This is a genomic window from Ruegeria sp., from assembly GCF_965221235.1.
Taxonomy (GTDB): domain Bacteria; phylum Pseudomonadota; class Alphaproteobacteria; order Rhodobacterales; family Rhodobacteraceae; genus Ruegeria.
Genome location: NZ_CBDCRS010000004.1, coordinates 2,664,733 through 2,691,312, shown reverse-complemented (window position 1 = coordinate 2,691,312; position 26,580 = coordinate 2,664,733). Strand labels below are relative to the sequence as shown.

General features: G+C 59.6%; 22 protein-coding genes. 6 read left to right on the top strand and 16 right to left on the bottom strand.

Translation table 11 applies throughout. The features are described 5' to 3' along the window. Positions 1 to 200: 200 nt before the first annotated feature. The 3 genes from ACOQOY_RS16705 to ACOQOY_RS16695 form a co-directional block, all read right to left on the bottom strand. On the bottom strand, positions 201 to 833 hold the full coding sequence (locus ACOQOY_RS16705) for a DUF3885 domain-containing protein (RefSeq protein ID WP_420586486.1): 633 nt from the start codon (positions 831 to 833) through the stop codon (positions 201 to 203). 135 nt (positions 834 to 968) lie between these two features. After that, positions 969 to 2,045, bottom strand: coding sequence for a DUF2235 domain-containing protein (locus ACOQOY_RS16700; RefSeq protein WP_420586485.1), 1,077 nt, complete (start codon positions 2,043 to 2,045; stop codon positions 969 to 971). Further along, positions 2,023 to 4,317: a xanthine dehydrogenase family protein molybdopterin-binding subunit gene (locus ACOQOY_RS16695; protein WP_420586484.1), complete on the bottom strand. Its 2,295-nt coding sequence runs from the start codon at positions 4,315 to 4,317 to the stop codon at positions 2,023 to 2,025. Before ACOQOY_RS16695 ends, ACOQOY_RS16700 begins: the two co-directional genes overlap by 23 nt. Positions 4,318 to 4,540: 223 nt before the next feature. Here ACOQOY_RS16695 and ACOQOY_RS16690 point away from each other — a divergent pair, with 223 nt between their 5' ends. Continuing rightward, positions 4,541 to 7,627 (top strand): valine--tRNA ligase, encoded by a 3,087-nt coding sequence (locus ACOQOY_RS16690; RefSeq protein ID WP_420586483.1) that lies wholly within the window; start codon positions 4,541 to 4,543, stop codon positions 7,625 to 7,627. Between the two features lie 25 nt (positions 7,628 to 7,652). Next, complete coding sequence (locus ACOQOY_RS16685) at positions 7,653 to 8,927, top strand: benzoate/H(+) symporter BenE family transporter (protein ID WP_420587261.1); 1,275 nt, start codon at positions 7,653 to 7,655, stop codon at positions 8,925 to 8,927. Between the two features lie 15 nt (positions 8,928 to 8,942). On the opposite strand, the gene ACOQOY_RS16680 is transcribed toward ACOQOY_RS16685, so the two are convergent. Next, positions 8,943 to 9,725, bottom strand: coding sequence for a crotonase/enoyl-CoA hydratase family protein (locus tag ACOQOY_RS16680; RefSeq protein ID WP_420586482.1), 783 nt, complete (start codon positions 9,723 to 9,725; stop codon positions 8,943 to 8,945). A gap of 282 nt (positions 9,726 to 10,007) precedes the next feature. Between ACOQOY_RS16680 and ACOQOY_RS16675 the strand changes: the two genes are divergently transcribed. Continuing rightward, positions 10,008 to 11,117 (top strand): pyridoxal phosphate-dependent aminotransferase, encoded by a 1,110-nt coding sequence (locus ACOQOY_RS16675; RefSeq protein WP_420586481.1) that lies wholly within the window; start codon positions 10,008 to 10,010, stop codon positions 11,115 to 11,117. Positions 11,118 to 11,193: 76 nt separating this feature from the next. Here ACOQOY_RS16675 and ACOQOY_RS16670 read toward each other — a convergent pair whose 3' ends face one another. From ACOQOY_RS16670 to ACOQOY_RS16645, 6 genes are all read right to left on the bottom strand, one after another. Further along, the gene (locus tag ACOQOY_RS16670; protein ID WP_420586480.1) at positions 11,194 to 12,390 is read right to left on the bottom strand and encodes a pyridoxal-phosphate-dependent aminotransferase family protein; all 1,197 of its coding nucleotides are present in this window, start codon (positions 12,388 to 12,390) and stop codon (positions 11,194 to 11,196) included. Between the two features lie 51 nt (positions 12,391 to 12,441). After that, positions 12,442 to 13,074 carry a bifunctional 4-hydroxy-2-oxoglutarate aldolase/2-dehydro-3-deoxy-phosphogluconate aldolase gene (locus ACOQOY_RS16665; RefSeq protein ID WP_420586479.1) on the bottom strand — a complete coding sequence of 211 codons (633 nt, stop codon included), beginning with the start codon at positions 13,072 to 13,074 and terminating at the stop codon, positions 12,442 to 12,444. A gap of 3 nt (positions 13,075 to 13,077) precedes the next feature. Next, entirely contained in the window at positions 13,078 to 14,883 is a 1,806-nt protein-coding gene (gene edd, locus ACOQOY_RS16660) for a phosphogluconate dehydratase (RefSeq protein WP_420586478.1), read from the bottom strand. A 3-nt stretch (positions 14,884 to 14,886) separates the two neighbouring features. Beyond that, a complete protein-coding gene (gene zwf, locus ACOQOY_RS16655) occupies positions 14,887 to 16,332 on the bottom strand; it encodes a glucose-6-phosphate dehydrogenase (RefSeq protein WP_420586477.1) in 1,446 nt (481 codons plus the stop codon). A 139-nt stretch (positions 16,333 to 16,471) separates the two neighbouring features. After that, positions 16,472 to 18,715 (bottom strand): phosphoenolpyruvate--protein phosphotransferase, encoded by a 2,244-nt coding sequence (gene ptsP, locus ACOQOY_RS16650; protein WP_420586476.1) that lies wholly within the window; start codon positions 18,713 to 18,715, stop codon positions 16,472 to 16,474. A 46-nt stretch (positions 18,716 to 18,761) separates the two neighbouring features. Then, on the bottom strand, positions 18,762 to 20,000 hold the full coding sequence (locus ACOQOY_RS16645) for an aspartate kinase (protein WP_420586475.1): 1,239 nt from the start codon (positions 19,998 to 20,000) through the stop codon (positions 18,762 to 18,764). A 163-nt stretch (positions 20,001 to 20,163) separates the two neighbouring features. Between ACOQOY_RS16645 and ACOQOY_RS16640 the strand changes: the two genes are divergently transcribed. Then, positions 20,164 to 20,520, top strand: a complete 357-nt coding sequence (locus tag ACOQOY_RS16640; RefSeq protein ID WP_420586474.1) for a hypothetical protein — start codon at positions 20,164 to 20,166, stop codon at positions 20,518 to 20,520. On the opposite strand, the gene ACOQOY_RS16635 is transcribed toward ACOQOY_RS16640, so the two are convergent. From ACOQOY_RS16635 to ACOQOY_RS16615, 5 genes are all read right to left on the bottom strand, one after another. Beyond that, positions 20,514 to 21,152: an SDR family NAD(P)-dependent oxidoreductase gene (locus ACOQOY_RS16635; RefSeq protein WP_420586473.1), complete on the bottom strand. Its 639-nt coding sequence runs from the start codon at positions 21,150 to 21,152 to the stop codon at positions 20,514 to 20,516. The genes ACOQOY_RS16640 and ACOQOY_RS16635 overlap by 7 nt on opposite strands. A gap of 3 nt (positions 21,153 to 21,155) precedes the next feature. After that, a complete protein-coding gene (locus ACOQOY_RS16630) occupies positions 21,156 to 21,605 on the bottom strand; it encodes a DUF1178 family protein (protein WP_420586472.1) in 450 nt (149 codons plus the stop codon). 71 nt (positions 21,606 to 21,676) lie between these two features. Further along, positions 21,677 to 22,135 carry an NUDIX hydrolase gene (locus ACOQOY_RS16625; RefSeq protein ID WP_420586471.1) on the bottom strand — a complete coding sequence of 153 codons (459 nt, stop codon included), beginning with the start codon at positions 22,133 to 22,135 and terminating at the stop codon, positions 21,677 to 21,679. A gap of 118 nt (positions 22,136 to 22,253) precedes the next feature. After that, a complete protein-coding gene (locus ACOQOY_RS16620) occupies positions 22,254 to 22,997 on the bottom strand; it encodes an EcsC family protein (RefSeq protein WP_420586470.1) in 744 nt (247 codons plus the stop codon). Between the two features lie 53 nt (positions 22,998 to 23,050). Next, positions 23,051 to 23,545, bottom strand: coding sequence for a GNAT family N-acetyltransferase (locus ACOQOY_RS16615; protein WP_420586469.1), 495 nt, complete (start codon positions 23,543 to 23,545; stop codon positions 23,051 to 23,053). Positions 23,546 to 23,617: 72 nt separating this feature from the next. On the opposite strand from ACOQOY_RS16615, the gene ACOQOY_RS16610 reads away from it, so the two are divergent. Continuing rightward, on the top strand, positions 23,618 to 24,223 hold the full coding sequence (locus tag ACOQOY_RS16610; RefSeq protein ID WP_420586468.1) for a flavin reductase family protein: 606 nt from the start codon (positions 23,618 to 23,620) through the stop codon (positions 24,221 to 24,223). After that, positions 24,223 to 24,864 carry a CatB-related O-acetyltransferase gene (locus ACOQOY_RS16605; protein WP_420586467.1) on the top strand — a complete coding sequence of 214 codons (642 nt, stop codon included), beginning with the start codon at positions 24,223 to 24,225 and terminating at the stop codon, positions 24,862 to 24,864. The genes ACOQOY_RS16610 and ACOQOY_RS16605 overlap by 1 nt, the downstream gene beginning before the upstream one ends. 29 nt (positions 24,865 to 24,893) lie before the next feature. On the opposite strand, the gene ACOQOY_RS16600 is transcribed toward ACOQOY_RS16605, so the two are convergent. Then, entirely contained in the window at positions 24,894 to 26,528 is a 1,635-nt protein-coding gene (locus ACOQOY_RS16600; protein ID WP_420586466.1) for a SulP family inorganic anion transporter, read from the bottom strand. Positions 26,529 to 26,580: the final 52 nt, after the last annotated feature.

The window sequence follows — 26,580 nt, the reverse complement described above, 5'->3', positions numbered from 1 at the left end:
GAAAACAAGAACCTAAATCGTTACTATAGATCGTGAAAAGGGCGCAGGCGTTTCGCCACGCCTCTTACTTAAAGCGATGCATATTCAAGAACAACGCAAGACGTAACGAGCCATTGAAAAGAATACACCCTCGCGGAGAGTTGCTGGGGTGTGTTTGACCGGAGCGTCAGCTGTGCAGGACTTTGCTGCCGTTCGCATCTCTAAGTATCGTCCTCGAACTTTGCGGTCATTTGCAGGAGATCGTGCCCCAGCAACCAAGTTCGATACGTTGTGAAGAGAGTTTTCAGAGGCGCATATTTGGTGGCGATTACATCCATCCCTCGATCATCGTAGACATGCAGGATCAGCCCGTTGGATAAGTCCACAATATATGCGCTCACCATACCGCGAAAGCTCGGCTCAATTATCATTTCGGAAGCAATAACTAGCCACAGAATTTCCGAAATGGATTGCCTATCTTTAAGTTTAACAACATCCCAGTGCCGGAAAAGATCACTTCCAAATTCGGAAATATGATCATTATCTTGTTGTGGGGTTTTTCCCAGGTATTTGAATTCAGACTGTTCTATTCCGCAAAGCTTGAGTGGAGCTAGGCGCTTTTTGTCTGGTTGCTCCATTCCGTAGCTGGACAGCAGGACAAAAACTTCGGGTGAATTCTCAAAGAACTTCTTCGAAATCGCTTTGGATCTTTCGTTGGCTTGAGTGAAGCGACGCATGGGGCGCTCCATACCAAACTCCTCACCGCCAAGTTCAAATCGTAAAGCTAGATCGAAAGAGTAAAACAGGCCATGCGGCAGCTCTTGAACGCCGAACATTTCCTGAATTTTGACCATGAAATTTTCCATAGGAGTTGGCTAACATTCTGCAACACCACAAACAACGAAACTGTTTTCGAAATAGTGTAAGTAGGGCTCGAACCTGACATTGAGGTGTCGGCGTCATGGAACCGCTGACGCATGATCAACCATTCACTGCGCCGGATGCGACGGCAAATCCGGCATCGGCACCCAGCCCGGCAGCTCATCCGGGGAAACCGAGACATGCAGATGCTCGGACCTGTCCCGACCGATCTTGCGATGCTTACGCAACAGGAAGATCTTTCCCCAGCCGCGCCAGGTTCCGACCGAAGGCGCAGTGGTCGAGGCCGGGAAGCGGTCGCGCCAGCCTTCGGGCAGCGGCAGGCCATGCAGTTCAGCCTTGTCCAGCATCCAGATCAGGGAAATGTTGCTGAGCGGCCGCGCGTCTTCGAACCCGTTCAACTGGCCTCCGACATCGCCGTGAGTGCCGCGGAACCACACCTGCTCGACATGGCCTTTGAACTCTGGCGTACATGTCCACAGCACCGGCTCATAGACCTCGCGCGTTTCGTCCAAGGCCATCGCGTGATAACCGTGGCGGATTGATGGCCCCAGCCGGTGGTTGTGAAACGCATGACGGTCCTCAGCCCAGCGCCACAGCAACGGCAGGCGCAGGCCCAGCGCCTTGACCGTGTCCCACACGCCGACCATCTCAATGGCGATTTCCTCATGACAGAATTGGCGGCGGAAATCGCGGGCGGCCGAGCCGCCGGGGTTGCATTCATAATGGCGGTAGGCCTGTTTGATATTGCGTTCAGTTGCGTGTTCGGCCCGGAGCAGACCGATCATGTCGATCACCCCCGCCAGACTGCGCACGCCATACGCCCCGCGCGAATACCCGATGAAAAAGATCCTGTCACCGGGTTTATAGCGTGACGCGAGATACCCATAGGCACGGCGGATCTGACGGTTGATGCCCCGCCCCATCATCACGTCCAGCGAGGATTTCCAGCTTTCCCATTGCACTCCGGATTCGTAAAACACCGAAACCTTGCTGCCCATTTCCCGGCACAGGTGAAGCGTCTGCCCTGCGTGGGTTTCGAACCCCGGTTCTAACGTCGACATGGTGCCGTCAAGGATAATGACGTGGCTGATAGGCTCGCGGTGCAGCGCCTCGGCCGAGTGTTCGGACCGCAGAGGCCGTCCGAGCCATCCCAGTACCTTTTTACTCAGCCGCGACAGAACCATGCGTCAGCAACTCCCATACTCTCTGAGGTGTGAACGGCATATCCGCCTGTCGCACCCCGTGATCCCAGAGCGCGTCCTGAACCGCGTTTGCAACAGCAGCCAGCGCGCCCACGGTGCCTGCCTCGCCACATCCTTTCATCCCCATCGGGTTAGAGGTTGACGGAACCGGCGCCGAGGTAAACTTAATCATGGGTATCTCGGCCGCTCGGGGCAAGGCATAGTCCATCAACGAAGCCGTGAGCAGTTGCCCCTGCGCATCATGCACAACACGCTCGTTCAGGGCTTGACCAATGCCTTGCACGACACCGCCATGCACCTGCCCTTCGGCCAGCATAGGGTTGATAAGATTTCCAAAATCGTCAACGACAGTATAGCGGTCGACCCATGTTTCTCCGGTGTAAGAATCAATAACGATTTCGGCAACATGTGCGCCATTGGGATAGCTGCGCGCATCCAGGTTGGCGCGCGCCTGATGCTGCAACAGGTCAGAGCGCCCATCGGCGCGGGCCATATCGGCGGCCTCGATCATCGTCGGTGTCAGGTTTGATCCGGGCGCGCGGAATGTTTCGTGATCAAAGCTCACGTCAGCCTCCTCTACCCCCATCTTATCGGCCAGATACGGCGTGAATGCGGCGATCATCACGTCGATTGTGGCCAGAGTCGCCGTACTTTGCACCGTCACCGAGCGGGACCCGCCGGTGCCGCCGCCATGGGGCAGTTGATCACTGTCACCCTGAACGATTTTGATCCGATCCATCGGAACTCCGATCTGATCCGACAGAAACTGAGCATAGACCGTCTCATGCCCTTGCCCGTTCGATTGGGTGCCGACAAAGAGGGTCACTGCGCCATCCTCGTTGAATTCGATCTTTGCGTTCTCGGAAGGGTCACCCAAAATACTTTCGATATAGTAACAAAGGCCCTGCCCCCGGATCAGACCACGTTCGGCGTCAGCGGCCTTGCGGGCCTCGAATCCCCGCGTTTGCTCGCCTGCGCGCGTCAGGATCATGTCGAAATCGCCAACATCATAGGTCTCATCAGTGGCGCTCTTATATGGGAACGCATCGGGGCGAATGAAGTTCTTGCGCCGCAGTTCCCATGGGTCGACCCCCAGTTCTCGGGCTGCCCGATCCATAACGCGTTCCAGCACATAGATCGCCTCAGGCCGACCGGCCCCGCGATAGGCATCAACCTGGGTGGTGTTGGTATAGAACCCCTCGACCCGCAGATAAGTGGTCTGCACGTCATAGACCCCCATCAGCACCTTGCTGAACAGGGCCGTCTGGATCGATTGCCCGAAATGGCTGTTATAGGCACCGAGGTTCACCTTGCTGTGGACCCGATAGGCGGTGATCCTGTGATCTTCGTCAAACGCCAGTTCTGCCAGCGAGGTCAGGTCGCGGCCATGATGATCTGACAGCATCGCCTCGGACCGGTCCGACATCCAGTGAACCGGTTGCGCCAACTTCATCGCCGCAACGGCGGTGCAGAAATATTCAGGATACGGCATCACCTTCATGCCGAACCCGCCGCCGACGTCAGGCGTGGTGACACGGATCGTCTCAGCATCGAGCTTCAGTTTATCCGCCAACTGCGTCCGCATCGCCCAGACGCCCTGCCCGCCATAGGCGAAGTGCAACCGCCCATCGACCCAATGTGCGCGGCATCCGCGGGGTTCAAGCGAGGCGATAATCACCCGGTTATCGGCCACGTCCAACGACACGGTGTGCGCTGCGGCCTCGAACGCGGCCTGTGTCGCCGCCTCATCGCCCAACCCCCAGTCAAAAGCACGGTTGTCGTGGGCCTCATCGGGATGCAGGGTTTCGCCCCCCGGCGCAATGTCCAGTTTGGCAGGCAGGTCGTCTGTCTCCATCCAGATCAGCTCGACCGCGTCACGAGCCTGCGACACACTGTCGGCGATCACGACGGCGACCGGCTCACCAACAAAGCGTACCCTATCCTTGGCCAGCATATGCCGCGCGGGCGCTGCCGCCCGCGTGCCATCCCGATTGTCCACGATCGTCGCGCTTATCTGCGTGTCGATACCCGCAGCGCTCAGATCATCATAGGTCAGAACCAGCCGCACCCCATCCGCGGCCCGTGCGGCCTCAACATCCAGTGCGGTGATTTTGGCATGCGCGACCGAGCTGCGAAAAAAGGCGGCGAACAGCGCGTCCTCAGGTACGTCGTCGTCGATATAGCACCCCTGCCCGGTCAGAAACCGCTGATCCTCGATGCGCCTGACTGGCTGACTCTTGCCGAATTTTTCCATGAAAACTACCTCTCGCCGCTGCGAGCGAGGTTAGTCTGCGCGCATGCGATGTCCAGTTGATCACGGTTATTTTCAATTCACTTCCGCGCGCTGTTGCAGATCACCTGAATGCGGTGGGGTTTCTCCCCCAGATCCGCGGCCGGAATGCGCAAGCCCTTCCCCTTCCCGCACGCATTCGTTATTGCAGGCGCTGACCTAGGATTGATGACGCAGGACGCACCCCATGGCGATGGAAAAGACATTCAACGCGGCCGAGGCCGAGGCCCGCATCTATGAGGCCTGGGAACAGGCCGGAGCCTTCAAGGCAGGCGCGAACAAATCGCGCGACGAAAGCTTTACCATCATGATCCCGCCGCCCAATGTGACGGGTGCTCTGCACGTGGGTCACGCGTTCAACAACACGCTTCAAGATATCCTGATCCGCTGGCACCGTATGCGCGGGTTCGATACGCTCTGGCAGCCCGGACAGGACCACGCGGGCATCGCCACGCAGATGCAGGTCGAAAAGATGCTGGCCGCCACGCAACAGCCCAGCCGGAATGAACTGGGCCGCGAGAAATTCCTTGAGAAAGTCTGGGAATGGAAAGGCGAGTACGGCGGCACGATCATCGAGCAGCTGAAGCGTTTGGGCTCCTCCTGCGACTGGTCGCGTAACGCTTTTACCATGGCCGGCGCTGCGGGCGATCCGCGCACGGGTCATGAGAACTCGGCCAATTTCCACGATGCCGTGATCAAGGTCTTCGTCGATATGTACGAAAAGGGCCTGATCTATCGCGGTAAGCGTCTGGTCAACTGGGACCCGCATTTCGAAACCGCGATCTCGGATCTGGAGGTCGAGAACATCGAAGTCGCGGGCCATATGTGGCACTTCAAGTACCCCTTGGCTGGCGGTGAGACATATGAGTATTTGGAAAAAGATGAAGATGGGAATGTGATCTTCCGCGAGGAGCGCGACTACATCTCAATCGCCACGACCCGCCCCGAAACCATGCTGGGCGACGGCGCGGTTGCAGTTCATCCGTCGGATGAACGTTATGCGCCAATCATCGGGAAACTATGTGAAATCCCGGTTGGTCCGAAAGAACATCGCCGCCAAATCCCGATCATCACCGATGACTACCCCGATCCAGATTTCGGCTCGGGCGCGGTGAAGATCACCGGCGCGCATGACTTCAACGACAACATGGTCGCCAAGCGCGGCGGTATCCCGATGTACCGCCTGATGGACACCAAAGGCGCGATGCGGGCCGATGGCGCGCCTTACGCCGAAGAAGCCGACAAGGCGCAGGAATACGCGCGCGGTCGTGAGTTCACCGAGAACGAGATCGACGCGATCAACCTGATCCCCGATCACTTGCGTGGGCTGGATCGGTTTGAGGCACGCACGAAGGTCGTCGAGGAAATCACCGCCGACGGTCTTGCCGTGATGACCCGCGCGGACGATCCGCGTCTGGGTTCGACCGCGTTGAAGCCAGATCACGAAGGCGCGGACAAGCTGGTTCCGTTGGTCGAGAGCAAACCAATCATGCAGCCCTTCGGTGACCGTTCGAAGGTTGTGATCGAGCCGATGTTCACCGACCAGTGGTTCGTCGACGCCGCCAAGGTCGTCGGCCCCGCGCTGGATGCGGTCAAGGACGGCACGGTCAAGATCATCCCCGAGTCGGGCGAGAAAACCTATTACCACTGGCTGGAAAACATCGAGCCCTGGTGCATCTCGCGCCAGTTGTGGTGGGGGCATCAGATTCCGGTTTGGTATGGGCCACGTGTAGTCGATATTTCCGATGAAGATGTAAATGGTTGGGAGTACGACTACCTCAACCCAGTACATTTTTGTGCGCCGACTATCGACGAAGCCAAGTCGAAGGCGATGGAGTACTACTACGCAAATGCTGGACCCGATGCCAAATGGATCGGTGAAGCTCAGGATGCCATCCATGCGCATGACATGGGCGACGAAGCTGGATACATGCTTCCAGTTGCGTTGTGGCGCGACCCCGACGTCCTCGACACATGGTTCTCCTCCGGCCTCTGGCCCATCGGCACGCTGGGTTGGCCCGAGCAGACCGAAGAGATGGAACGCTACTTCCCCACGGACGTTCTGATCACCGGCTTCGACATCCTGTTCTTCTGGGTCGCCCGGATGATGATGATGCAACTGGCCGTTGTCGATCAGATCCCATTCCACACCGTCTACCTGCACCAACTCGTCCGCGACGAGAAGGGCAAGAAGATGTCCAAGACCACCGGGAACGTCATCGACCCGCTGGAGATCGTGGACGAATTCGGTGCTGACGCGCTGCGGTTCACCAACGCCTCGATGGCGGCGATTGGCGGCGTGCTTAAACTGTCCCGCGAACGTATCACCGGCTACCGCAACTTCGGCACCAAACTGTGGAACGCCGTCCGCTTTGCCGAGATGAACGAGGTCTTCACCGACGCCGCGCCGCAACTGGACGTGGCCGACCTGAAACCCAAAGCCGCCGTGAACCGCTGGATCATTGGCGAAACCGCCCGCGTGCGGGAAGAGGTGGACGCGGCGCTGGAAAGCTATCGTTTCAACGACGCCGCCAACGGGCTGTATGCCTTTGTCTGGGGCAAGGTCTGCGACTGGTACGTGGAGCTGTCCAAGCCGCTGCTGCAAGGCGACGATGCCGAAGCACAGGCCGAGACCCGCGCCACCATGCGCTGGGTTCTGGATCAGTGCATGGTCCTGCTGCACCCGATCATGCCCTTCATTACCGAGGAACTCTGGGACCTGACCGGCAACCGCACCAAGATGGTAGTCCATGCCGACTGGCCATCCTATGCGGCCGCCGATCTGATTGACGCGGATGCGGATCGTGAGATGAACTGGGTGATCTCGGTTATCGAAAACACCCGCTCGGCCCGCGCGCAGATGCGGGTTCCGGCGGGGCTGTATGTGCCGATGCTGGTTACAGGAATCGACGATCACGGCCAAGCCGCATGGGACCGCAACGAAGCGCTGATCAAACGCCTTGCGCGGATCGACAGCCTGACCAAGGCGGATGAACTACCCAAAGGCACCATCTCAATCGCCGCGCCCGGAGCCTCCTTCGGCCTGCCGCTGGCCGATATCATCGACATCGGCGCAGAAAAGGAACGGCTGGAAAAGGCCAAGGGTAAACTGGCTAAAGAACTCGGCGGTCTGCGCGGGCGTCTGAACAACCCCAAATTCGTGGCCTCGGCCCCGGAAGAGGTAGTTGAAGAAGCCAAAGCCAACCTCGCAGCCCGCGAAGAAGAAGAGGCGAAACTGAACGAGGCCCTGGCCCGTCTGGCCGAAATCGCCTGATCTTCTTCTCGTTCCAAATACGCAAATTCCAGAACCCCGCCGCCTAACCAGCGGCGGGGTTTTCTGTTGCAACCAAAGACCTTGCCCCGCGACACAAACCCTTGTTAGCAAGAGCAAACAACAAACCCCTGAGGTCGAAATGGCGCGCACAAATCCCCCGATCCAAACCGTTTCAACCGGGTTGGTTGTGGCCATCGTCGGATTCTTCAGCTCATTCCCGATTGTGTTGCAGGGGCTCGCAGCAATGGGGGCCTCGGCCCCGCAGTCCGCGTCGGGCTTAATGATGGCAGCTATCGCCATGGGCCTGACAGCCATAGGCCTCAGCCTGTGGTATCGCCAACCGATCAGCGTGGCGTGGTCAACCCCCGGTGTCGCGCTGCTGGCGGCATCCGCAATGCCCGCAGCCGGTTTCCCGGACGCAATCGGCGCGTTCCTCTGCGCAGGGGCGCTGACCATGCTGGCCGGGCTCTGGCGGCCCTTGGGACGGCTGGCGGCGGCCATCCCCACCACGCTGGCACAAGCCATGCTGGGCGGAGTACTTTTGCCCTTGTGCATCGTTCCATTCCGGGCTGCTGTCGAGCTACCATGGCAGGCCTTGCCAGTGATCCTGACATGGTTCCTCGCCGGTCGGATCAACCGCCTGTTCGCGGTGCCTGCCGCTGTTGTAGCCGCTGCCATCGTTGTCGTGCTGAATGCGGGCGATGCGTCTGTTGCTCCGCCCCATCTGATCGCCTCGCCTGTCTGGACAGTGCCCAGCTTTTCGCTGGCCTCACTGATCGGGATCGGCATCCCGCTGTTCATCGTGACCATGGCGACCCAGAACATCCCGGGCATCGCCGTGATGCGCAGCTTTGGATATACGCCGGCCCCGGGCCGGATGTTTTCCGCGGTCGGCGCAGCCAGCATCCTGTCAGCGCCGTTTGCGGCACCCGCCACCTGCCTTGCTGCAATTACCGCTGCAATGTGTTCGAACGAGGACAGCCATCCGGACCGCGATCAACGCTACTGGTCAGCGGTGATGGCCGGTGTGTTCTATTGCCTGTTTGGTGTATTCGCCGTGGCCATCACGACGTTCGCCGCACATGCCGACCCAAGGCTTATGGGAACCCTGACCGGAGTTGCTTTGATCGGAGTTCTGGCCAACGCAACTCAGGCCGCTCTGGACAAACCTGATGAGCGAGAGGCCGCGATCCTGACCTTCGCTATCACCGCCTCGGGCATCACCGTCTTTGGGCTGGGGGCTGCGGTCTGGGGTTTGCTTGCCGGTGGGGTGGCCTATCTGCTGCGTCGTAAATCCTGAAACACAGGCGCCTGATCATTTGAACTCGGGCTTGCGGCCCTGCATCTGGGCAGCGATGACCTCCAACTGGTCGGGCTTGCCGATCAGGTCGACCTGCTCAGCGGACTCGGCCAGCAGTACTTCGGCACGGGGTCTCGTCTCGGCCACGTCGATCAACCGCTTGGCCGCGCGGATGGCCGAGGGGCTTCTGCCCGCAATGTCTTCGGCCAAGGCCTGCGCCTCGGTCAAAGGGTCATCTGAGAGTTTTGTGACCAGCCCCCACTCTGCCGCCTGCTGCGCACCGATGGGACGCGCGGTATAGGTCAGGAGCCGCAGCACGTCCGAGCGCACAAGTTGCGGCAGCAGAACCATGCCACCCATATCGGGGATGAGACCCCATTTCATCTCCATCACCGACAGTTTGGCCTCGGGGTGCGCGATGCGAATATCAGCGCCCAGCGCAATCTGAAGGCCGCCGCCGTAGGCGACACCCTGAATGGCGCAGATCACGGGCACGGGAACCCGCTTCCAAGTAAGCGCGACCTCTTGCAGCGCGTTGGCGTCTTCATGGGTGCGTGGCATCAACATGGCCTCGGGATCGGCTTGCGCCAGCCCGGCCATGCTGACCATATCAAGCCCGGCGCAAAAACTTTTGCCTTCGCCCGACAGCACAACAGCGCGCGCATCCGAGGCGGCAACCTCTTGCCCCGCCGACAACAACGCTTTGAACATCGCATCATCCAAGGCATTCATCTTGTCGCCGCGCGTCAGGGTGACATGGGCAATGTGATCTTTGTAGGTGACGGATACGCGTGACATAAGCGGCCTCTTCTTTCCGGTTGTTCCAACCATGCCCTGAAAGGGTGGACAAGTTCCACCTCAACGTCGGGGCAGGTCAGATATGCGCATTCGGTCAGCCCGCGGCGGCTTCTGAGTCGCGACAATGACGTAAACGCCACGGCGATTGCGATCTCCAAGTGCCCTGCCCGGTTTTTAGTATTTGCGTTGTCCGTCTCGGCACCGCATTGCGAGATCAGTCTGTCCGGCAAGCAAGTGCAAGGTAGGCTTGCCCGGCCCGTTGCCATGCGGTTATCTGCCAGTATGACTGGTCCTCGTTATACCCCGCTTGCCTTGTCCTTGCCTGCCACAATTCCGTTCGTTGGCCCAGAAACGCAGGAACGCCAGCGCGGCGCTCCGTTCGTGGCGCGTTTGGGCGCAAATGAAAGCGTATTCGGCCCTTCGCCTCGCGCGATTGAGGCAATGGCCGCGACGGATATCTGGATGTATGGCGACCCCGAAAACCACGATCTTCGCCATGCACTAGCCGATCACCACGGGGTAAGGCCTGAGAATATCGTTGTGGGCGAAGGGATTGACGGACTGCTGGGCTATCTCGTGCGGCTGATGGTTGGGTCGGGGGATGCGGTTGTGACCTCGGACGGGGCCTATCCGACCTTCAACTATCACGTGGCCGGATATGGCGGCGCGTTGCACAAAGTGCCTTATCGCGATGATCACGAAGACCCGGCCGCCCTATTTGCCGAGGCGGCAGAGGTCGATGCGAAACTGGTTTATCTGGCCAATCCTGACAACCCAATGGGAAGCTGGCATTCCGGTCAGGACATCGTCAACGCGATGGATACGCTGCCCGAAGGCTGCCTGCTGGTTCTGGATGAAGCTTATGTCGAATGCGCACCCGCCGGAACCGCGGCTCCTGTTGAGGCCGATGATCCGCGTGTTATCCGCATGCGCACTTTTTCCAAAGTTTATGGGATGGCAGGCGCTCGGGTCGGCTATGCGATTGCTGCACCGGACTTAATCAGCGCGTTCAACAAGGTGCGAAATCACTTCGGCATGAACCGTGCAGCGGTGGCCGGGGCATTGGCAGCGTTGCATGACGATGCATGGCTGACGCAAGTTCGGCAGAAAATCACTGCGGCACGCGACCGGATTGGCCGGATCGCGCAGGAAAACGGTTTAGAAGCACTGCCGTCGGCCACTAATTTCGTGGCGATTGATTGCGGTCGGGACGGAGTTTTCGCCAAGGCGGTATTGGACGGGCTGGTCGCGCAGGGCGTTTTTGTGCGGATGCCATTTGCAGCACCGCAGAACCGCTGCATCCGCGTCAGTTGCGGTGACACGGACGATCTGAGAGCTTTTGCTGCGGCCTTGCCAAAAGCGCTTGCGGTGGCGCGTGAGGGTAACGGGTAAGGGGGGCTGTCTGCCACCCTCTTGCCCCGAAGGTATTTTTGGCCAGATGAAGCAGGGGATCCGGGTTTAGACGGGCTTATGGATCATGCGCCAGAATGGCGGCAGCAGCTTCGAGCGCGCCTGTGCCGCGCGGAATGTTCAGACCCGCCAGTGCTGTTTCAACACCACCCAGCATCGCCATCACCATCTGACCATTCACGTGGCCCATATGCCCGAGGCGGAAGCAGCCGTCCCAATCCTCCATCCCCAGACCAATGCCCAGAGTCAGGCCCAGCCGGGATTGTGCAAACTGCCTCAGCGGGGTGCCCTGCCCGTCAGTCAGACGCAACGATGTGACCGCGTGACTGCGGTGGCCGCGGTCGGTGACGTTCAGGTGCAATGCCCCGTCCTGCGCCCAGATTTCACAGGCAGTCCAGATGGCCTGCGCAAGGCGCTCATGACGGGTCCAGACTTTGTCGAGCCCCTCAGCGTGGATCATATCGAGTGCGGTGCGTAGACCGTACAGATGGTGTGTCGGTGCAGTGCCGTTGAAGTATTGGTAAAACACATCGGGGTTGGCGCGCGGTTGCCAGTCCCAATATTGCGACACGCGGGGCATTTTGGCCCGTTTCGCCTGAGCCTTGTCGTTGAAAAACACGAAGCCGACCCCTGCCGGTGTCATCAACCCCTTTTGGCAGGCCGAAACCGTGACATCGACGCCCCAGTCATCCATTTCGAACCGGTCACACCCCAGCGAAGCGATGCAATCCGCCATCAGAAGTGCCGGGTGCCCCAATTCATCCAACAGGTTGCGCAGGGCCGGAATGTTGTTGCGGACCGAGGTTGATGTATCCACATGCACCGCAAGAACGGCCTTTATTTCGTGATTTTTGTCGGCTGTCAGCGCCTCGGCTATGCGGTCCATGTCCCAAGGCGAGGACATGCCAAAGTCAATCACGTCAACTGTGGCACCAATGCCTCGGGCCATCTCGGCCCATCCACGGGCGAACATGCCCGATGCCGGGGCCAGAACCCTTTCGCCCGGAGCGATCACGTTGGACAGGGCTGCCTCCCACGTGCCGTGGCCGTTTGAGATATAGATGGCTACGTCGTGCCTGGTCCGGGCCACGCGCTTGAGATCACGGGTCAAGGCGGGCATCATCTCGATCAGTTCGCCCTCATAAATATTGGGCGATGGGCGGTGCATGGCTTGCAGCACCGCGTCGGGCATGACCGAGGGACCGGGAATGGCCAGATACTCGCGCCCTTGCGCGAACGAGGATTGGTTTGTCATGGGGTCAACCTGTTTGAATTGGCGACCAACCTAACGCCACAGGGACCCGCGTCAATCCATCAGCTTTGAAGCCTCACGTGCAAGTGCTTCGATCCCCGCCCAATCGCCGGTTTGCACCATATCTTTGGGCGCAACCCAGCTGCCGCCAGCACAGATCACGTTGGAAAGAGACAGATAATCCCGCGCGTTCGACGGCGAGACCCCGCCAGTCGGGCAGAAAGTGATTTGCGGCAGGGGCGCGCCGATGGCCTTCAGCGCGGGCGCTCCGCCTGAAGCCTCGGCGGGGAAGAATTTCAGCATGTCATAACCCTTTTCCAGCAGGCGCATCGCCTCGCTGGCCGTCGCTGCGCCGGGCAAAAGGGGTAGTCCCTCGGCCTCGCAGGCGGCGATCAGGGTATCTGTTGCGCCGGGCGAGACGCCGAACTGCGCGCCTGCTTCCTTAGCGGCGCGAACATCCTCGGGCGTGACCAGCGTACCTGCGCCGACGACGCCGCCCGGAACTTCGGCCATGGCGCGGATTGCGTCCAGCGCCGCCGGGGTACGCAGGGTGACCTCCAAAGCAGGCAGGCCACCGGCGACCAGCGCCTCGGCCAACGGACGGGCCTGAGCGGCGTCATCGACGACCAGAACAGGAACGATCGGGGCCAGCGCGCAAATCTCGCGGGTACGTTGGGTTTTTGACATGGATTATGCTCCGAAAATGCTGGCACCTGTGTCGGCGGACCCGACATTGGCGCGGAATGTGCCGAACAGATCACGCCCGACGCCATGTTGATTGGCCGACAGATCGGCCGTCGCGGGGGTGCGGTCAAGTACCCCCGGAGTAAGGATTTCCAATTCACCCTTCAATGCGTCGACACGCAGCAGGTCGCCGTCTTGCAGATAGGCGATTGCACCACCTTCCAAAGCTTCAGGGCAGACATGGATTGCGGCAGGAACCTTCCCCGAGGCACCGGACATGCGCCCATCGGTGACAAGCGCCACTTTTTGTCCCCTGCCCTGTAGGATCGACAGCATTGGGGTCAGTGAGTGCAGCTCGGGCATCCCGTTGGCTTTGGGGCCTTGAAATCGGACAACGACGATGACGTCATCGGTGAACTCGCCGGCCTTGAAGGCAGCCTTGACCTCATCCTGATCGTGGAACACGCGGACCGGGGCTTCGACCACCTGGTGTTCAGGGGCCACGGCCGATACTTTCATGACCGCAGTACCCAGATTTCCAGTCAGACGCGACAGGCCGCCGGTGGGTTGGAAAGGGTCCTTGGCCGAGCGCACGATCTTTTCGTTCAGGCTGTGGCCCGCGCCGTCTTCCCACACCAACTCGCCGTCTTTGAGCTTGGGTTCTTTGGTGTAGTGATGCAGGCCCTGCCCCGCGACCGTCAGCGTGTCGGGGTGCAGCAGGCCATCTTCGAGCAATGTGCTGATGCAATAGCCAAGACCGCCCGCAGCATGGAAATGGTTCACGTCGGCCAGACCGTTGGGATAGACCCGCGCAACCAGAGGAACCACGGCAGAGATTTCGGAAAAGTCCTGCCAGTCCAGTACGATACCGCCCGCACGCGCCATGGCGATCAGGTGAATCAGCAGGTTGGTCGATCCGCCTGTGGCCATCAGGCCAACGATACCGTTCACAAAGGCGCGCTCATCGAGCACCTGATAGACGGGCGTATAGTGGTTGCCCAGCGCGCTCAGCGACAGAGCGCGACGCGCGCCTTCTTCGGTCAGGGCATCCCGCAGCGGCGTGTTGGGATTAACAAAACTGGAACCCGGCAGGTGCAGGCCCATGAACTCCATCAGCATCTGGTTGGTATTTGCGGTGCCGTAGAAGGTGCAGGTGCCGGGACCGTGATAGGCGGCCATCTCGGCGGCCATCAGAGCGTCGCGGCCCACTTCTCCGGCTGCGAATTGCTGACGGACTTTGGCTTTCTCGTCGTTCGGCAAGCCGCTGGTCATCGGACCGGCGGGCAGGAACACGGCAGGCAAATGGCCAAAAGCTTGCGCGCCGATGATCAGGCCCGGAACGATCTTATCGCAGACACCAAGGAAAACCGCAGCGTCATAGGTGTTGTGGCTAAGCGCCACGCCCGTCGCCAAAGCGATCACATCGCGTGAGAACAGCGACAGCTCCATCCCCGCTTCTCCTTGCGTAACGCCGTCGCACATGGCGGGTACGCCGCCCGCGACCTGCGCGGTGCCACCCGCGGCACGGATCGCGGCACGGATTAGTGCCGGATAGCGCTCAAACGGCTGGTGGGCCGAGAGCATGTCGTTATAGGCGGTGACGATGCCAAGATTTCCAGCGGTGCCGGTCGCCATTGCCTGCTGATCCGTGCCCGCACCCGCATAGGCATGGGCTTGACCGCTGCACGACAGATGCGCGCGGGCCGGACCTTTTGACCGCGCCTGCTCCATCCGCTCTAGATGCGGGCCACGCAGGTCCGCACTGCGGTCTATAATGCGTTTGGTGACGTCGGAAATGACAGAGTGAACCATGATTTAACCTCCGATCTGACGCCAGCGACGACCGTCGCGATGCATCAGCATCAATGCTTCTTCGGGACCAGAACCGCCCTGATCGTACCGCGCGGGTCGGTCTCCGCGGTTCTCCCAGCCTTGGATGATGGGGTCGACCCAGGCCCAGGCGGCCTCGGCCTCATCCCCGCGCATGAACAGGGTCTGGTCGCCACGGATCACGTCCATCACCAACCGCTCATAGGCATCCGGAGCGCTGGAATCGGCACCCAGCGCGTCGGCAAAGCTCATGTCCAGTGCCACGTCGGACAGACGGAACCCTCCGGGGCCGGGATCTTTGATCGTGGTGCGCAGAGTAATCCCTTCGTCCGGTTGCAAGCGGATTACCAATACGTTGCCGCGCAGCGGGCCTACATTCGGAAAAATCGTATGCGGCGGATCGCGGAAGAAGACCGCAATCTCGGATTCCCTTGCCCGCAAGCGTTTGCCGGTCCGCAGGTAGAACGGAACCCCGGCCCAGCGCCAGTTGCCCAGATGAACCTTGAGGGCAATGAAGCTCTCGGTGCGGCTGGCCGGATTACCAACGTGATCGACATAGCCGCCATTGCCGTCCACGGCGCGGTATTGGCCGCGCGCGATGTCTTTCGGGTCCACCGGCTCCAGCGCTTCGATCACCTTGACCTTTTCGTCCCGCACCGCGTTGGGCGAGAATTTCGAGGGCGGCTCCATCGCCGTCAGGCACAAAAGCTGAACCAAGTGGTTCTGGATCATATCCCGCATCGCGCCGGACTGATCGTAATAGGCGCCCCGCCCCTCGACACCAACGGTTTCAGCAACGGTTATCTGCACATGGTCGATATGGGTCGAGTTCCAAAGCGGCTCGAACAAAGAATTGGCAAAGCGCAGAGCCATCAGGTTCTGCACCGTCTCTTTGCCCAGATAATGGTCGATCCGGTAAATCTGATGTTCTTCAAAACAGGCCCGCAGGCCCTCGTTCAGAGCTTTGGCCGAGGCCAGATCGTGACCGAACGGTTTTTCCACCACGATACGACTGTCCGGCGTGGCCATCCCGGCGGTGTGCAGTCGTTTCGCAATTCCCGAGAACAGGCTTGGGCCAACGGACAGATAGAAGGCCCGCACAACATCCGGGCGCAGGGTCTTGGCCAATTCGGACCAACCTGCCTCACCCATCGCGTCAACGGGGACGTATTCCACCTGGCTGAGAAAGCGATCCAATTCATCTTTTTTGAACTTGGGCGCGAACTCTTTCATCGAAGCGCGGATTTGTTCACGAAACGCCTCGCTGTCCATATCGGTGCGGGCCGTTCCAATGATACGGGCATCTTCGGGCATCTGGCCCACTTCGAACCGATGATATAGTCCCGGCAGGATCTTGCGCTGCGCCAGATCACCAGTTGCGCCGAACAACACAAGGTCGAACGGGTTGACCGGAATTACGCGTGAAACCATCAGCAGGCTCCTTCAGTGTTCACCAGAGTCACCATAGCATCAGAAACCCCCGAAGCCTGTGACTGAGCACATGTTATCGCTAACATTTGCGGACTGAATAGGCAAAGCAAGCGCAGAAAGCAAGCCCGTTATAGGGAAATCAGCTCTGATTGCGCAGCCACTCCATAACTGCGGGGCGAACCGATTGTTCCCCCCGGTGGCGGGCATCCGCGATGATCTTGCGCAGGGATTGCAGATCAGCGCGCAGCAGAACGCTTTTGACCGGGCCGATCGAAGCCGGGCGCATCGACAGCGTCCGAATGCCCATTGCCGCAAGACACAGTGCTTCGACCGGGCGGCCAGCATCCTCGCCACAGAAAGAAAGCGGGGTGTTTGAGATGTTGCAGCGTTCGACGATCCGCTCGATAAAGCTCAAGAAACTGACATTCAGGGTGTCATAGCGGCGGCGGACCAGCTCGTTCTCACGGTCGGCAGCAAAGAAGAACTGTTTCAGGTCGTTGCCACCGATTGAGATGAAATCAACCTCGTCAAAGAACTTCTGCGGGGCGAAACCGAGGGACGGTGTTTCAAGCATCGCGCCGACCTCAAGCGTTTCGGGCAAGACATGTCCCAATCGTTTTTCACGCTCGATGGTTTTGTTGACCTCCCACCGGGCCTCGCGGAATTCATCTGCCTGCGCGACAAAGGGGAACATGACCGTCAGCGGGCGGCCATTGGCGGCGCGGATCAGGGCCTGCAACTGCATGCGCATCACGCCGCGTTTGTCCAGACCCACACGAATAGCCCGCCAGCCCAGCGCCGGGTTCGGCTCGGCCACATGTTTCATATAGGGCAAAACCTTGTCCGACCCGATATCCAGCGTGCGAAACACAACCCGCTTGTCCCCTGCCGCATCCAGAACCCGCTTGTATTGCGTCACCAGTTCCGAGCGCTTGGGCATCTGGTTGCGGATCAGGAATTGCAGTTCAGTTCGGAACAGGCCCACACCTTCGGCGCCGGAATTGCCCAGCGAGGGCAAATCGGCCATCAGACCTGCGTTCATCACCAGATTGACCCGCTCACCATCGCGCGTCACCGTCGGGGTTTCGCGGATCGAACTATAACGCTCCTGCGCTTTGGCCTGCATGGCGATCTTATCGCGGAAGGCGTTCACCACCGTGTCTTCGGGGCGCAGATGCACCACGCCCTGATCGCCATCGACAAGGATGTGGTCGCCGTTCAATGCCTCGGTCGTGATGCGCCCCACATGCACGACCAGCGGAATGGCCAGCGCACGGGCGACGATGGTGGCATGGCTGCCGACCGAGCCTTCCTCAAGCACAATACCCTTGAGAGAGCGGCCATATTCCAGCAGGTCGCCGGGGCCAATATTGCGGGCGATCAGGATCGGGTCGGGCGGCAGGTCCGCCCCGTCGGTGTTGCCCTGCCCTGTCAGAATGCGCAGCAACCGGTTCGACAGATCGTCCAGATCGGCCAGCCGCTCGCGCAGATAGGGATCCGTCACCTGCTCCATCCGGGCGCGGGCCTGCGATTGTTCCTTTTCGACCGCCGCCTCAGCGCTGAGGCCCAGGGCAATGTCCTCTTCCATCCGCCGCATCCAGCCCTTGGAATTGGCAAACATGCGATAGGCTTCCAGAACCTGAAGCTGTTCCTTGTCACCGCCCTGCGAGATTTCCAGCATCTTGTCGACGCCCACGCGCAGCTCTTCAACCGCTTCGCTCAGGCGTTCGCGTTCGCGGTGCGGGTCCTCGGCAATTGGGTTGGTGACAACGACGCGGGGTTCGTGCAGCCAGACATGACCTTCGGCCGAACCTTCCTGTGCTGGTCCGCCGCTCAGCTGTACCGATTGCTGGTGCAGCGGTGACAGGGCCGCGCCCTCGCCGACAAAGGCGCCCAGTTCGGCCATCTCGGCCAGAACCATGGCGACCACTTCCAGCGCATAGATTTCATCTGCGGAAAACTCGCGCGCGTCACGGGATTGCACCACCAAAACGCCCAGCTTTTCGCCAAGCCGCTGAACCGGAACACCCAGAAACGACGAAAACCGCTCTTCCCCCGTTTCCGGCATATAGCGGAAGCCTTTGGCCGCGGGCGCGTTGGCAGTGTTCACCACCTTGCCCGACTGAGCAACGCGACCTACCAGCCCCTCGCCCATACGCATACGGGTCTTGTGAACAGCCTCGGGGGCCAGACCTTCGGTGGCGCACAGCTCCAACGTTTCGTCGTCGCGGAACAGATAGATCGAGCACACCTCAGCCCGGATACTGTCCGCAATCAGATGCGTGATCCGGTCAAGACGTTCCTGACCGGCGGCTTCGCTCGCCATCTCTTCGCGCAGCCGCCCCAGCAGCTTGCGGGATTCTGTTTCGGTGCCGTCCGCCATGGCCCAACCAATTTAGTGCGTCAGGCGTGACCTTAGGCCGATCGGCTCAGGCCGCCTTGTCCAGTTCAAAGGCATCATGCAGCGCCTGAACGGCAAGTTCCATGTATTTCCTGTCCACAAGGACGGAAATTTTTATCTCAGAGGTTGTAATGACCTTGATGTTGATACCCTCATCCGAGAGCACCTTAAACATTTTGGCCGCAACACCCGATTGCGAACGCATCCCGATGCCGACAACCGAGACCTTGCAGACATCTTCGTCGGCAACCAGCTCGGCATAGTTCAGCTCACCTTGCTCTTTGATCGCCAGCAGCGCCTTTTCAGCGCGCGCCACCTGATCGGTCGGGCACGAGAAGGTCATATCGGTGCGCCCCTCATCCGAGATGTTCTGAACGATCATGTCCACATTCACGCCCTCATCGCTGAGCGCGGTGAAGATGATCGAGGCGATGCCGGGGCGGTCGGCCACGGAAACGACGGTCATCTTGGCTTCGTCTCGGGAATAGGCCACACCGGCCACAACATTGGATTCCATGATATCCTCCTCGTCGCAGACCAGTGTACCGGCCTCATCGGATTGTTCTTCAAAACTTGAGAGAACGCGCAGTTTCACCTTGTAGCGCATCGCCAGCTCGACCGAGCGGGTTTGCAGCACCTTGGCCCCCAACGAGGCCAGTTCGAGCATTTCCTCGAACGAGATTTTGTCCAGCTTGCGCGCCTTTTCGCAGATGCGCGGGTCTGTCGTGTAGACACCGTCTACATCGGTGTAGATGTCGCAGCGCTCGGCCCCGAATGCGGCCGCAAATGCAACGGCAGTGGTGTCCGAGCCGCCGCGGCCCAGCGTGGTGATGCGTCCCTCAGGGCTGAGACCCTGGAACCCGGCCACAACGGCCACCTTCATGCCTTCCCCAAATTTCTGGTTCAGATTGTCGGTCGGGATATCCTCAATCCGAGCCTGGCTGTGGGCGCTTGTGGTCAGCAGCGGCACCTGCCAGCCCTGCCAGCTGCGCGCCGGAATATCCATTTCCTGAAGCGTCAGGGCCATCAGACCGGCTGTCACATTCTCACCCGAGGACACAACGGCATCATATTCGCGCGCATCGAACAGCGGCGACGTCTCGTTCACCCAGCCCACCAGCTCATTGGTTTTGCCGGACATGGCCGAGACGATGACGATCACGTCATAGCCTTTTGCCACCTCAACGCCGATGCGTTTGGCTGCGCGGCGGATGCGGTCAAGATTGGCAACCGATGTGCCACCAAATTTCATAACAAGTAAGGGCATGGGGGTGGTCTCTCTGCGCCTTGGAATTCAAGTCCTGAGCCTATTATGCGAGGGGGGGCGCAAGGGCAAGGGTCCAATACCGTGCTGAATGCCGCATCACCCTTCTTTACAACCGCTGGTTTGGCTGTAAGCCTTAGGTGACGCATATTACACGAGGTTTTCCATGATCCGCCCCGCCATCGCCTTTGCCCTGCTTTGTTCACCTGCCCTTGCACAGGAAACCTCGCTTGCCGGGACCGACGGCACCAACTCGCTTGGCACCATACCTTGCGCTGCAAATGCGGGCGATCCGCTGAAAACCTGCCACGCAGAACTGCGCCACCATGACGACGGCACCACAACATTGGCCGTGGGCCTTGGCGATGGCGAGGTGCGCAGCATCTATTTCACCGATGGCGTGCCAAACTCCAGCAGTTCAGCCTCGAAACTCACATATGAGACGCGCGGCGATCTGATGGTGATCTTCATTGACCCCGGTGAGGTGTACGAGATCCCTAAAGCCGCGCTGATCCGTCAGTAAGCGTGCGGACGACCGTCCCAGTTTTCAAAACAACCCGTGGTTTCTAGCGACAGCGCATCGAACCGCTCGATCAGGCCGTCCGCGGCCTGATCCGTGGTAATCTCGGCTGCAGGTCCGCCCATTTCCGTCTGCACCCAGCCGGGGTGATAGATGCCGACAGCGATCCCGTCCGCTTGCAGATCGGTCGCCAGATTACGCCCCAGATTCAACGCAGCCGCCTTGGACGCGCGATAGATATAGCTGCCACCGGGCGCGCGGGTGTGCGATGCCATTGTCGAAGACAAGATAACGATCCGGCCACGCGCCGCGCGCAGATTTGGCAACAACGACTGGACGGTCAGGAAAACCCCAGTGACATTGGTGGCAAAAGTCTGCGCCCACATCTCAGCCGGATAGCCGTCGATGTCGTGCCCCTTATCCAGATAAACCCCGGCGTTGCAGATCAGCAGATCGACCGGCTGATCCGCCATTTGCGCAGCCATTTCCGCCTGTTGAGCGGGATCGGTCACATCCAACCTGACCTGCGCACTGTCATCCCGCGCGGTCCCTGTAACCCTGTCGCCCCGCCCCTGATAGCGGCCCGCCAGAACCCGGCCAATCCCTCGATTGACCCCGGTAATTACTATATGCATTGGTCAGTTCGTCTTTCGTGTGGGAACAAAAGGCAGAGGTGCTACCGGCACCCCATCTTCGATCAGGGCCTTCGCCTCTTCGGGCTTGGCCTCGCCGTAAATCGAACGTTCGGGCGCGTCACCCAAGTGCATTTTCCGCGCCTCGCTGGCGAAATCCTTGCCGACATAGTCCGAATTCTCTTCGACCTTGCGGCGGAGTTCAGCCAGCACAGTTTCGACATCCGGTGTCGGCGACACCACATCAACCAGCGCCTGAGGCTCTGCCTCTGCCTCCGATTTGGCTGAACGGGCCGGACGAACCCTTGGCGTCATGATGGCTTTTTCAACATCTGCACAGCCACAGACCGCGCATGTCACCATACCCGAGGATGCCAGTTTGTCGTAAGCTGCGGCCGATTGAAACCAACTGTCAAATGTATGGCCGTTGCTGCATTTCAATGCGTATTGAATCATGGTCCGTCCAAATGTCGGTCGCCACATAGATACCGGGCAGCATAGCAATATCAAGCCCCGCCGTTCACATCTCAGTGGGTAACAGGACCCAGCTTTCGGAACAATAGCGCCAGATCGGGCGAATTGACCCGTAACGCGGCTTTTTCAGGCGAAACCCAACACTTCTGCCGCTGCCCGCACTCCGGGAACCTAGACGCGCTGGATTGCACGAGCAGAGGGAAAACGTCCACGGCACACACCACGTCTCCCTTTTTTGCTCGGCGCTTTTGATAGAAATACTGACCCAAAGGCACCTCGTTGCATGTGCCACGCACGCCGGCTTCTTCCCAGGCCTCCTGCTGCGCTGTGCCGGACGGCGACAACCCCTTAATCAGCCAACCTTTGGGAATGATCCAGCGACCTGATTTGCGCGTTGTGATCAACAGAATTTTGGGTTGTCCCTGCACAAACCGGTAACAAAGGGCGGCCGATTGCGGCATAATCGGCAGTGTCATGCCAGATGCGCGGGTTGAAAGCGTTGCGTCAATCACGCCATGCCGCCTTTCGAATGAACTTTGCCTGTTTTGCCCGCGGTTTTTTCGCTTATTTAGCGGGCCTTACATGTACAGATACCATATAAGGCAGCTACAGCCAAGGACGCAGGGGAACTCACATCCGTGCGGCCAGCTTGCGGACCAGTTCATCATGGGGGACATCCGCATCAATGGCCAACCGACGCAGGCCAAAATGCACACGCGCAATCTGCTGGTAATAGCGCGTATAGACATAGTTCGTTCCGCCGCCAGCAATCGCACCCAGAACCGGAACGGATTGGGCCGCCAGTTTCTGCCCAAGCACAACAGACAGGCGCGGTGCCACTGCTGCAATCAGTTTCTGCATCGCAGGGCCAGTCAGCGTCAGGCGGACTGAGAAAAACCCGAGATCAGCGCCGTCATCATTGGAGAGTGGGCCTGCTGCGGACAGAACCCGCACGCAATCGAATTTCACGCCCTCTTCTGACGGATCAAACCCTTCGCGCGCCGCAGCACCTTGAATGGCACGCAACAACATGGCCGTGGTTGCAGGCAACTCCATCAAAGCGGTGGAAACACCCCCCATACCCCCGGCGGCTCCCATGGCCGTGGTCAGCGTGGTATTAACCCAGGGTTTTTGATCGGGCACTGCGCGCCGTGACTTTTCGGCCGCGTGCATGGCAAGCCACAGTGCCTGCTCGGTCGCGCCGGTCAGGCCCTGCCGGATAGGTTCCGGTAATTGCTCTAACAGAGACTCCGCCGATCCGCCCAGACTGTTCAACAGCTTGACGCCCGGGCCGCCAGCGGTGCGGTAAAATCCGGCCAGCCGATCCAGCTCGGCGTCGGTATCAAGTTTTCCAATAAGGACAACGTCCTGCATACAAACCCTCCTACCCTTAAGACATCGGGGTTCGGGTCGCAGGTTTCAATAGCTCAGCGGCTCCAGCGAGTGACGGGGCCACGCACCCCATCCCAATAGTCCGACGCCGGATCAAAACCCAAAACGCGATCCGGGTTGGTCGGCGGTGGCATCTCAACCCCGCTCAGACGTGCAAACCCGAACCGTTCATAATAAGGCGCATCACCGACCAGCATCACGCGCTGCCAGCCCCTTGCCCGGCCGGCTTCCAATCCTTGGTGGATCAGATATCCGCCCAACCCTTCACCCTGATGGGTCGGGTGCACAGCGACCGGACCCAGCAATAGCGCATCATGATCCCCCACATGAACCGGCCAGAACCGGATCGCGCCCGCCAGAATTCCTTGCCCGTCCCGCGCGACCAGCGACAGGCCCGCAACAGGGGGGACATCATCGCGCAGACGGTACGAAGACAGCGCTTCGCGACCGGGGGCAAAGCACAGATCATAGAGGGCCTCGACCTCCCACCAATCTTCCGGTTCTTCCGGCCTGATCCCGAACTGCTGCACCCCGGCCCTCTTTTCTTTGCTGGCACTCGCCCTAGCACTTCGGTACGCCTTGGGCAAACGCTTGGAGAGAATATGTTCTATCGCCCCGAAGACGGTCACGGCTTGCCGCACAACCCGTTCAACGCCATCATCACGCCGCGTCCGATCGGCTGGATTTCAACGCGCAGTTCGGACGGGGTCAATAATCTTGCCCCTTATTCTTTCTTCAACGGTGTCGCTTACACTCCGCCACAAGTGATGTTTGCCTCAACCGGCACCAAACATGATCAGGAGGCCGGCAAAGACAGTGTCGCAAATATCGAAGCCACCGGGGTGTTTTGTGTAAATGTCGTCGCCAACGCGCACCGCGATGCAATGAACGCCAGTTCTGCGGGCCTGGCCAAACATCACGACGAGTTCGACCATGCCGGCCTGACACCGATTGAGTGCGAAACCATCCCCTGCGCCCGGGTCGAGGGCGCCCCTGCGGCTTTGGAATGCAAGTTGACCAAGATCGTCACGTTGCCGGGTGAGGCAAATCGGGTCGTGTTCGGAGAGGTCACAGGCGTCCACCTGCGCGATGACTGCCTGCGGGACGGAATGTTCGACGTCACGACCTTCCAGCCGCTGGCCCGGCTTGGCTATCGGGATTACTCAGTCGTTGAGAATGTGTTTAGTCTCTCTAGGCCTGACGACTGATGCCGCTTCTGAATCCTTCCCTCCGTTACCCGGTTACGTTGCCTGACGGGTCCCAGCATAAGGGGACCGTGTTTTTGTCCGAGGCGGTGGATCACCCGCGGTTTGAGGCTGGCGCTTACAGCTTTGCCTCAGACTTCGATGCGCCACAAGATTGGGCCGCCCGTTTGGCTCCCTATCTGTTTCCCTCGTCACAGGAAAAACTGGTGCTGGGAAAATTCTGCCAGATCGCACACGGGGTAAGGTTCATAACGTCATCAGCCAACCATGCGATGGACGGAATGACCTGTTTTCCATTCCCTGTATTCGATCCCGAACGCATATCCGGTTATCAACCGGATACGCGCGACATGATTATCGGCCACGATGTATGGATAGGCTATGGCGCGTTGATCTTGCCGGGCGCGCAGATCGGCAACGGGGCAGTAATAGGCGCGGGTTCGGTGGTGCGCGGAGCCGTCCCGCCTTACGCCATAGTCACCGGAAACCCTGCCGAGATCAGGCGATTTCGGTTCCAAAAGAGCGTGATCCAAAGACTACAATCCCTGTGTTGGTGGGATTGGCCCGCGAGGGTCATTACAAATGCCGAAGAGGCTCTGCTGCAAGGTGATATCGAGGCGTTGGAGGCCCTTGCCCCAAAATAAAGGCGGCCAGTCCGGCCGCCTTTGGTTGCTCAATGCCCGCCCAGAATTCCGGTGCGGACAGAGTAGTCCACCGCCAGCTGATAATCCGGGTCATCGTCGCTATCGACCATCAAGTGGCCCGCTTTGTTCAGCAGCTTGTGGCAATCCCGGCTGAGATGGCGCAACATCACGTGCTTGCCTGCAGCTTCGTATTTGGCCGCGATATTCTCGATAGCTTGCAGAGCCGACTGATCCACAACGCGGCTTTCGGCAAAGTCCACGATCACCGTTTCAGGGTCGTTTGGAACGTCGAACAATTCAACGAACCCTTCGGATGATCCGAAGAACAACGGCCCCTGAATCTCATAGACCTTAGCACCTTTTTCGGTTTCCGAGTCGCGGGTGATCGCGTGGATACGTTTTGCGTTGTTCCACGCATAGGCGAGGGCCGAGACGATCACACCAACCACGACGGCAACCGCGAGGTCCTCCATCACGGTTACGACGGTCACCAGAACGATGACAAACGCATCCATCAGGGGAACTTTGCGCATGATCTTGAACGAGTTCCACGCGAAGGTCCCGATCACCACCATAAACATCACCCCGACCAGCGCGGCCAGCGGGATTTGTTCGATCAGCGGCGAGGCAAAGAGGATGAAGACCAGCAGAAACACTGCTGCGGCGATGCCTGCGATCCGCGTGCGGCCGCCGGATTTTACGTTGATCATCGACTGACCGATCATCGCACAACCGCCCATGCCACCAAAGAAACCAGTGGCCACGTTGGCGACGCCCTGAGCGATACATTCCTGCGAAGCCCCACCACGTTTGCCGGTGATTTCGCCTACAAGGTTCAGCGTCAGAAGGGATTCAATCAGGCCGATTGCTGCGAGAATGACGGCATAAGGCAGAATGATCTCGAAGGTTTCCCAGTTCAACGGCACCATCGGGATATGGAACGGCGGCAGGCCGCCCTCGATCGACGCCAGATCGCCGACGCGCGGTACATCAAGGCCAAATCCGATGACCAGTGCCGCAACGACCAGAATGCCAGCCAACGGCGCAGGAATAATGCGTGTGACGCGCGGCATGACCCAGATCACAGCCATGGTCAGCGCGACGAGGCCCAGCATGGTGTAGAGTTGCAAACCCGATAGCCACTCACCCCCACCGACGCCATGGCCGGTGTTTTCCATGGTTCCCGGCACCTTGAACTGACCCAGCTGCGCCAGGAAAATCACAATCGCCAGACCGTTCACAAAGCCCAACATCACCGGATGCGGAACCAGACGGATAAAGCGGCCCCAGTGCATCGCACCGGCGATTACCTGAAGAATGCCCATAAGAACAACGGTCGCGAACAGGTATTCGACCCCGTGCTCGGCCACCAGCGCAACCATCACCACGGCCAGAGCCCCGGTTGCACCCGAAATCATACCCGGCCGACCGCCGATCAGCGCAGTAATAAGACCCACCATGAACGCGGCATAAAGGCCAACCAGAGGATGCACTCCAGCGACAAAGGCAAAAGCAACCGCTTCGGGGACCAGAGCCAAGGCCACAGTCAAACCGGACAGCAACTCGATGCGCAAGCGTGAGGCGGTCAGCCCCTCGTCCGGCACCCAGCGCAAGTCGGGTTTTGCTATACGATTGGCAAAGCTTGCCAGCATGGCTCGGGGCATGGGACGGTCCTGTCGGTCTGTTTTGTTCGCGCGAAAGGGGTCTTTTAGCGGT

Coding starts and splice junctions, on each gene's coding strand:
- ACOQOY_RS16675 (WP_420586481.1), top strand. CDS start 10,008: ATGACTGGTCCTCGTTATACCCCGCTTGCCTTGTCCTTGCCTGCCACA.
- ACOQOY_RS16665 (WP_420586479.1), bottom strand. CDS start 13,074: ATGTCAAAAACCCAACGTACCCGCGAGATTTGCGCGCTGGCCCCGATC.
- ACOQOY_RS16620 (WP_420586470.1), bottom strand. CDS start 22,997: ATGCAGGACGTTGTCCTTATTGGAAAACTTGATACCGACGCCGAGCTG.
- ACOQOY_RS16635 (WP_420586473.1), bottom strand. CDS start 21,152: ATGCATATAGTAATTACCGGGGTCAATCGAGGGATTGGCCGGGTTCTG.
- edd (WP_420586478.1), bottom strand. CDS start 14,883: ATGGTTCACTCTGTCATTTCCGACGTCACCAAACGCATTATAGACCGC.
- ptsP (WP_420586476.1), bottom strand. CDS start 18,715: ATGGCGGACGGCACCGAAACAGAATCCCGCAAGCTGCTGGGGCGGCTG.
- ACOQOY_RS16610 (WP_420586468.1), top strand. CDS start 23,618: ATGTTCTATCGCCCCGAAGACGGTCACGGCTTGCCGCACAACCCGTTC.
- zwf (WP_420586477.1), bottom strand. CDS start 16,332: ATGGTTTCACGCGTAATTCCGGTCAACCCGTTCGACCTTGTGTTGTTC.
- ACOQOY_RS16640 (WP_420586474.1), top strand. CDS start 20,164: ATGATCCGCCCCGCCATCGCCTTTGCCCTGCTTTGTTCACCTGCCCTT.
- ACOQOY_RS16680 (WP_420586482.1), bottom strand. CDS start 9,725: ATGTCACGCGTATCCGTCACCTACAAAGATCACATTGCCCATGTCACC.
- ACOQOY_RS16690 (WP_420586483.1), top strand. CDS start 4,541: ATGGCGATGGAAAAGACATTCAACGCGGCCGAGGCCGAGGCCCGCATC.
- ACOQOY_RS16695 (WP_420586484.1), bottom strand. CDS start 4,317: ATGGAAAAATTCGGCAAGAGTCAGCCAGTCAGGCGCATCGAGGATCAG.
- ACOQOY_RS16670 (WP_420586480.1), bottom strand. CDS start 12,390: ATGACAAACCAATCCTCGTTCGCGCAAGGGCGCGAGTATCTGGCCATT.
- ACOQOY_RS16705 (WP_420586486.1), bottom strand. CDS start 833: ATGGTCAAAATTCAGGAAATGTTCGGCGTTCAAGAGCTGCCGCATGGC.
- ACOQOY_RS16630 (WP_420586472.1), bottom strand. CDS start 21,605: ATGATTCAATACGCATTGAAATGCAGCAACGGCCATACATTTGACAGT.
- ACOQOY_RS16645 (WP_420586475.1), bottom strand. CDS start 20,000: ATGCCCTTACTTGTTATGAAATTTGGTGGCACATCGGTTGCCAATCTT.
- ACOQOY_RS16605 (WP_420586467.1), top strand. CDS start 24,223: ATGCCGCTTCTGAATCCTTCCCTCCGTTACCCGGTTACGTTGCCTGAC.
- ACOQOY_RS16600 (WP_420586466.1), bottom strand. CDS start 26,528: ATGCCCCGAGCCATGCTGGCAAGCTTTGCCAATCGTATAGCAAAACCC.
- ACOQOY_RS16700 (WP_420586485.1), bottom strand. CDS start 2,045: ATGGTTCTGTCGCGGCTGAGTAAAAAGGTACTGGGATGGCTCGGACGG.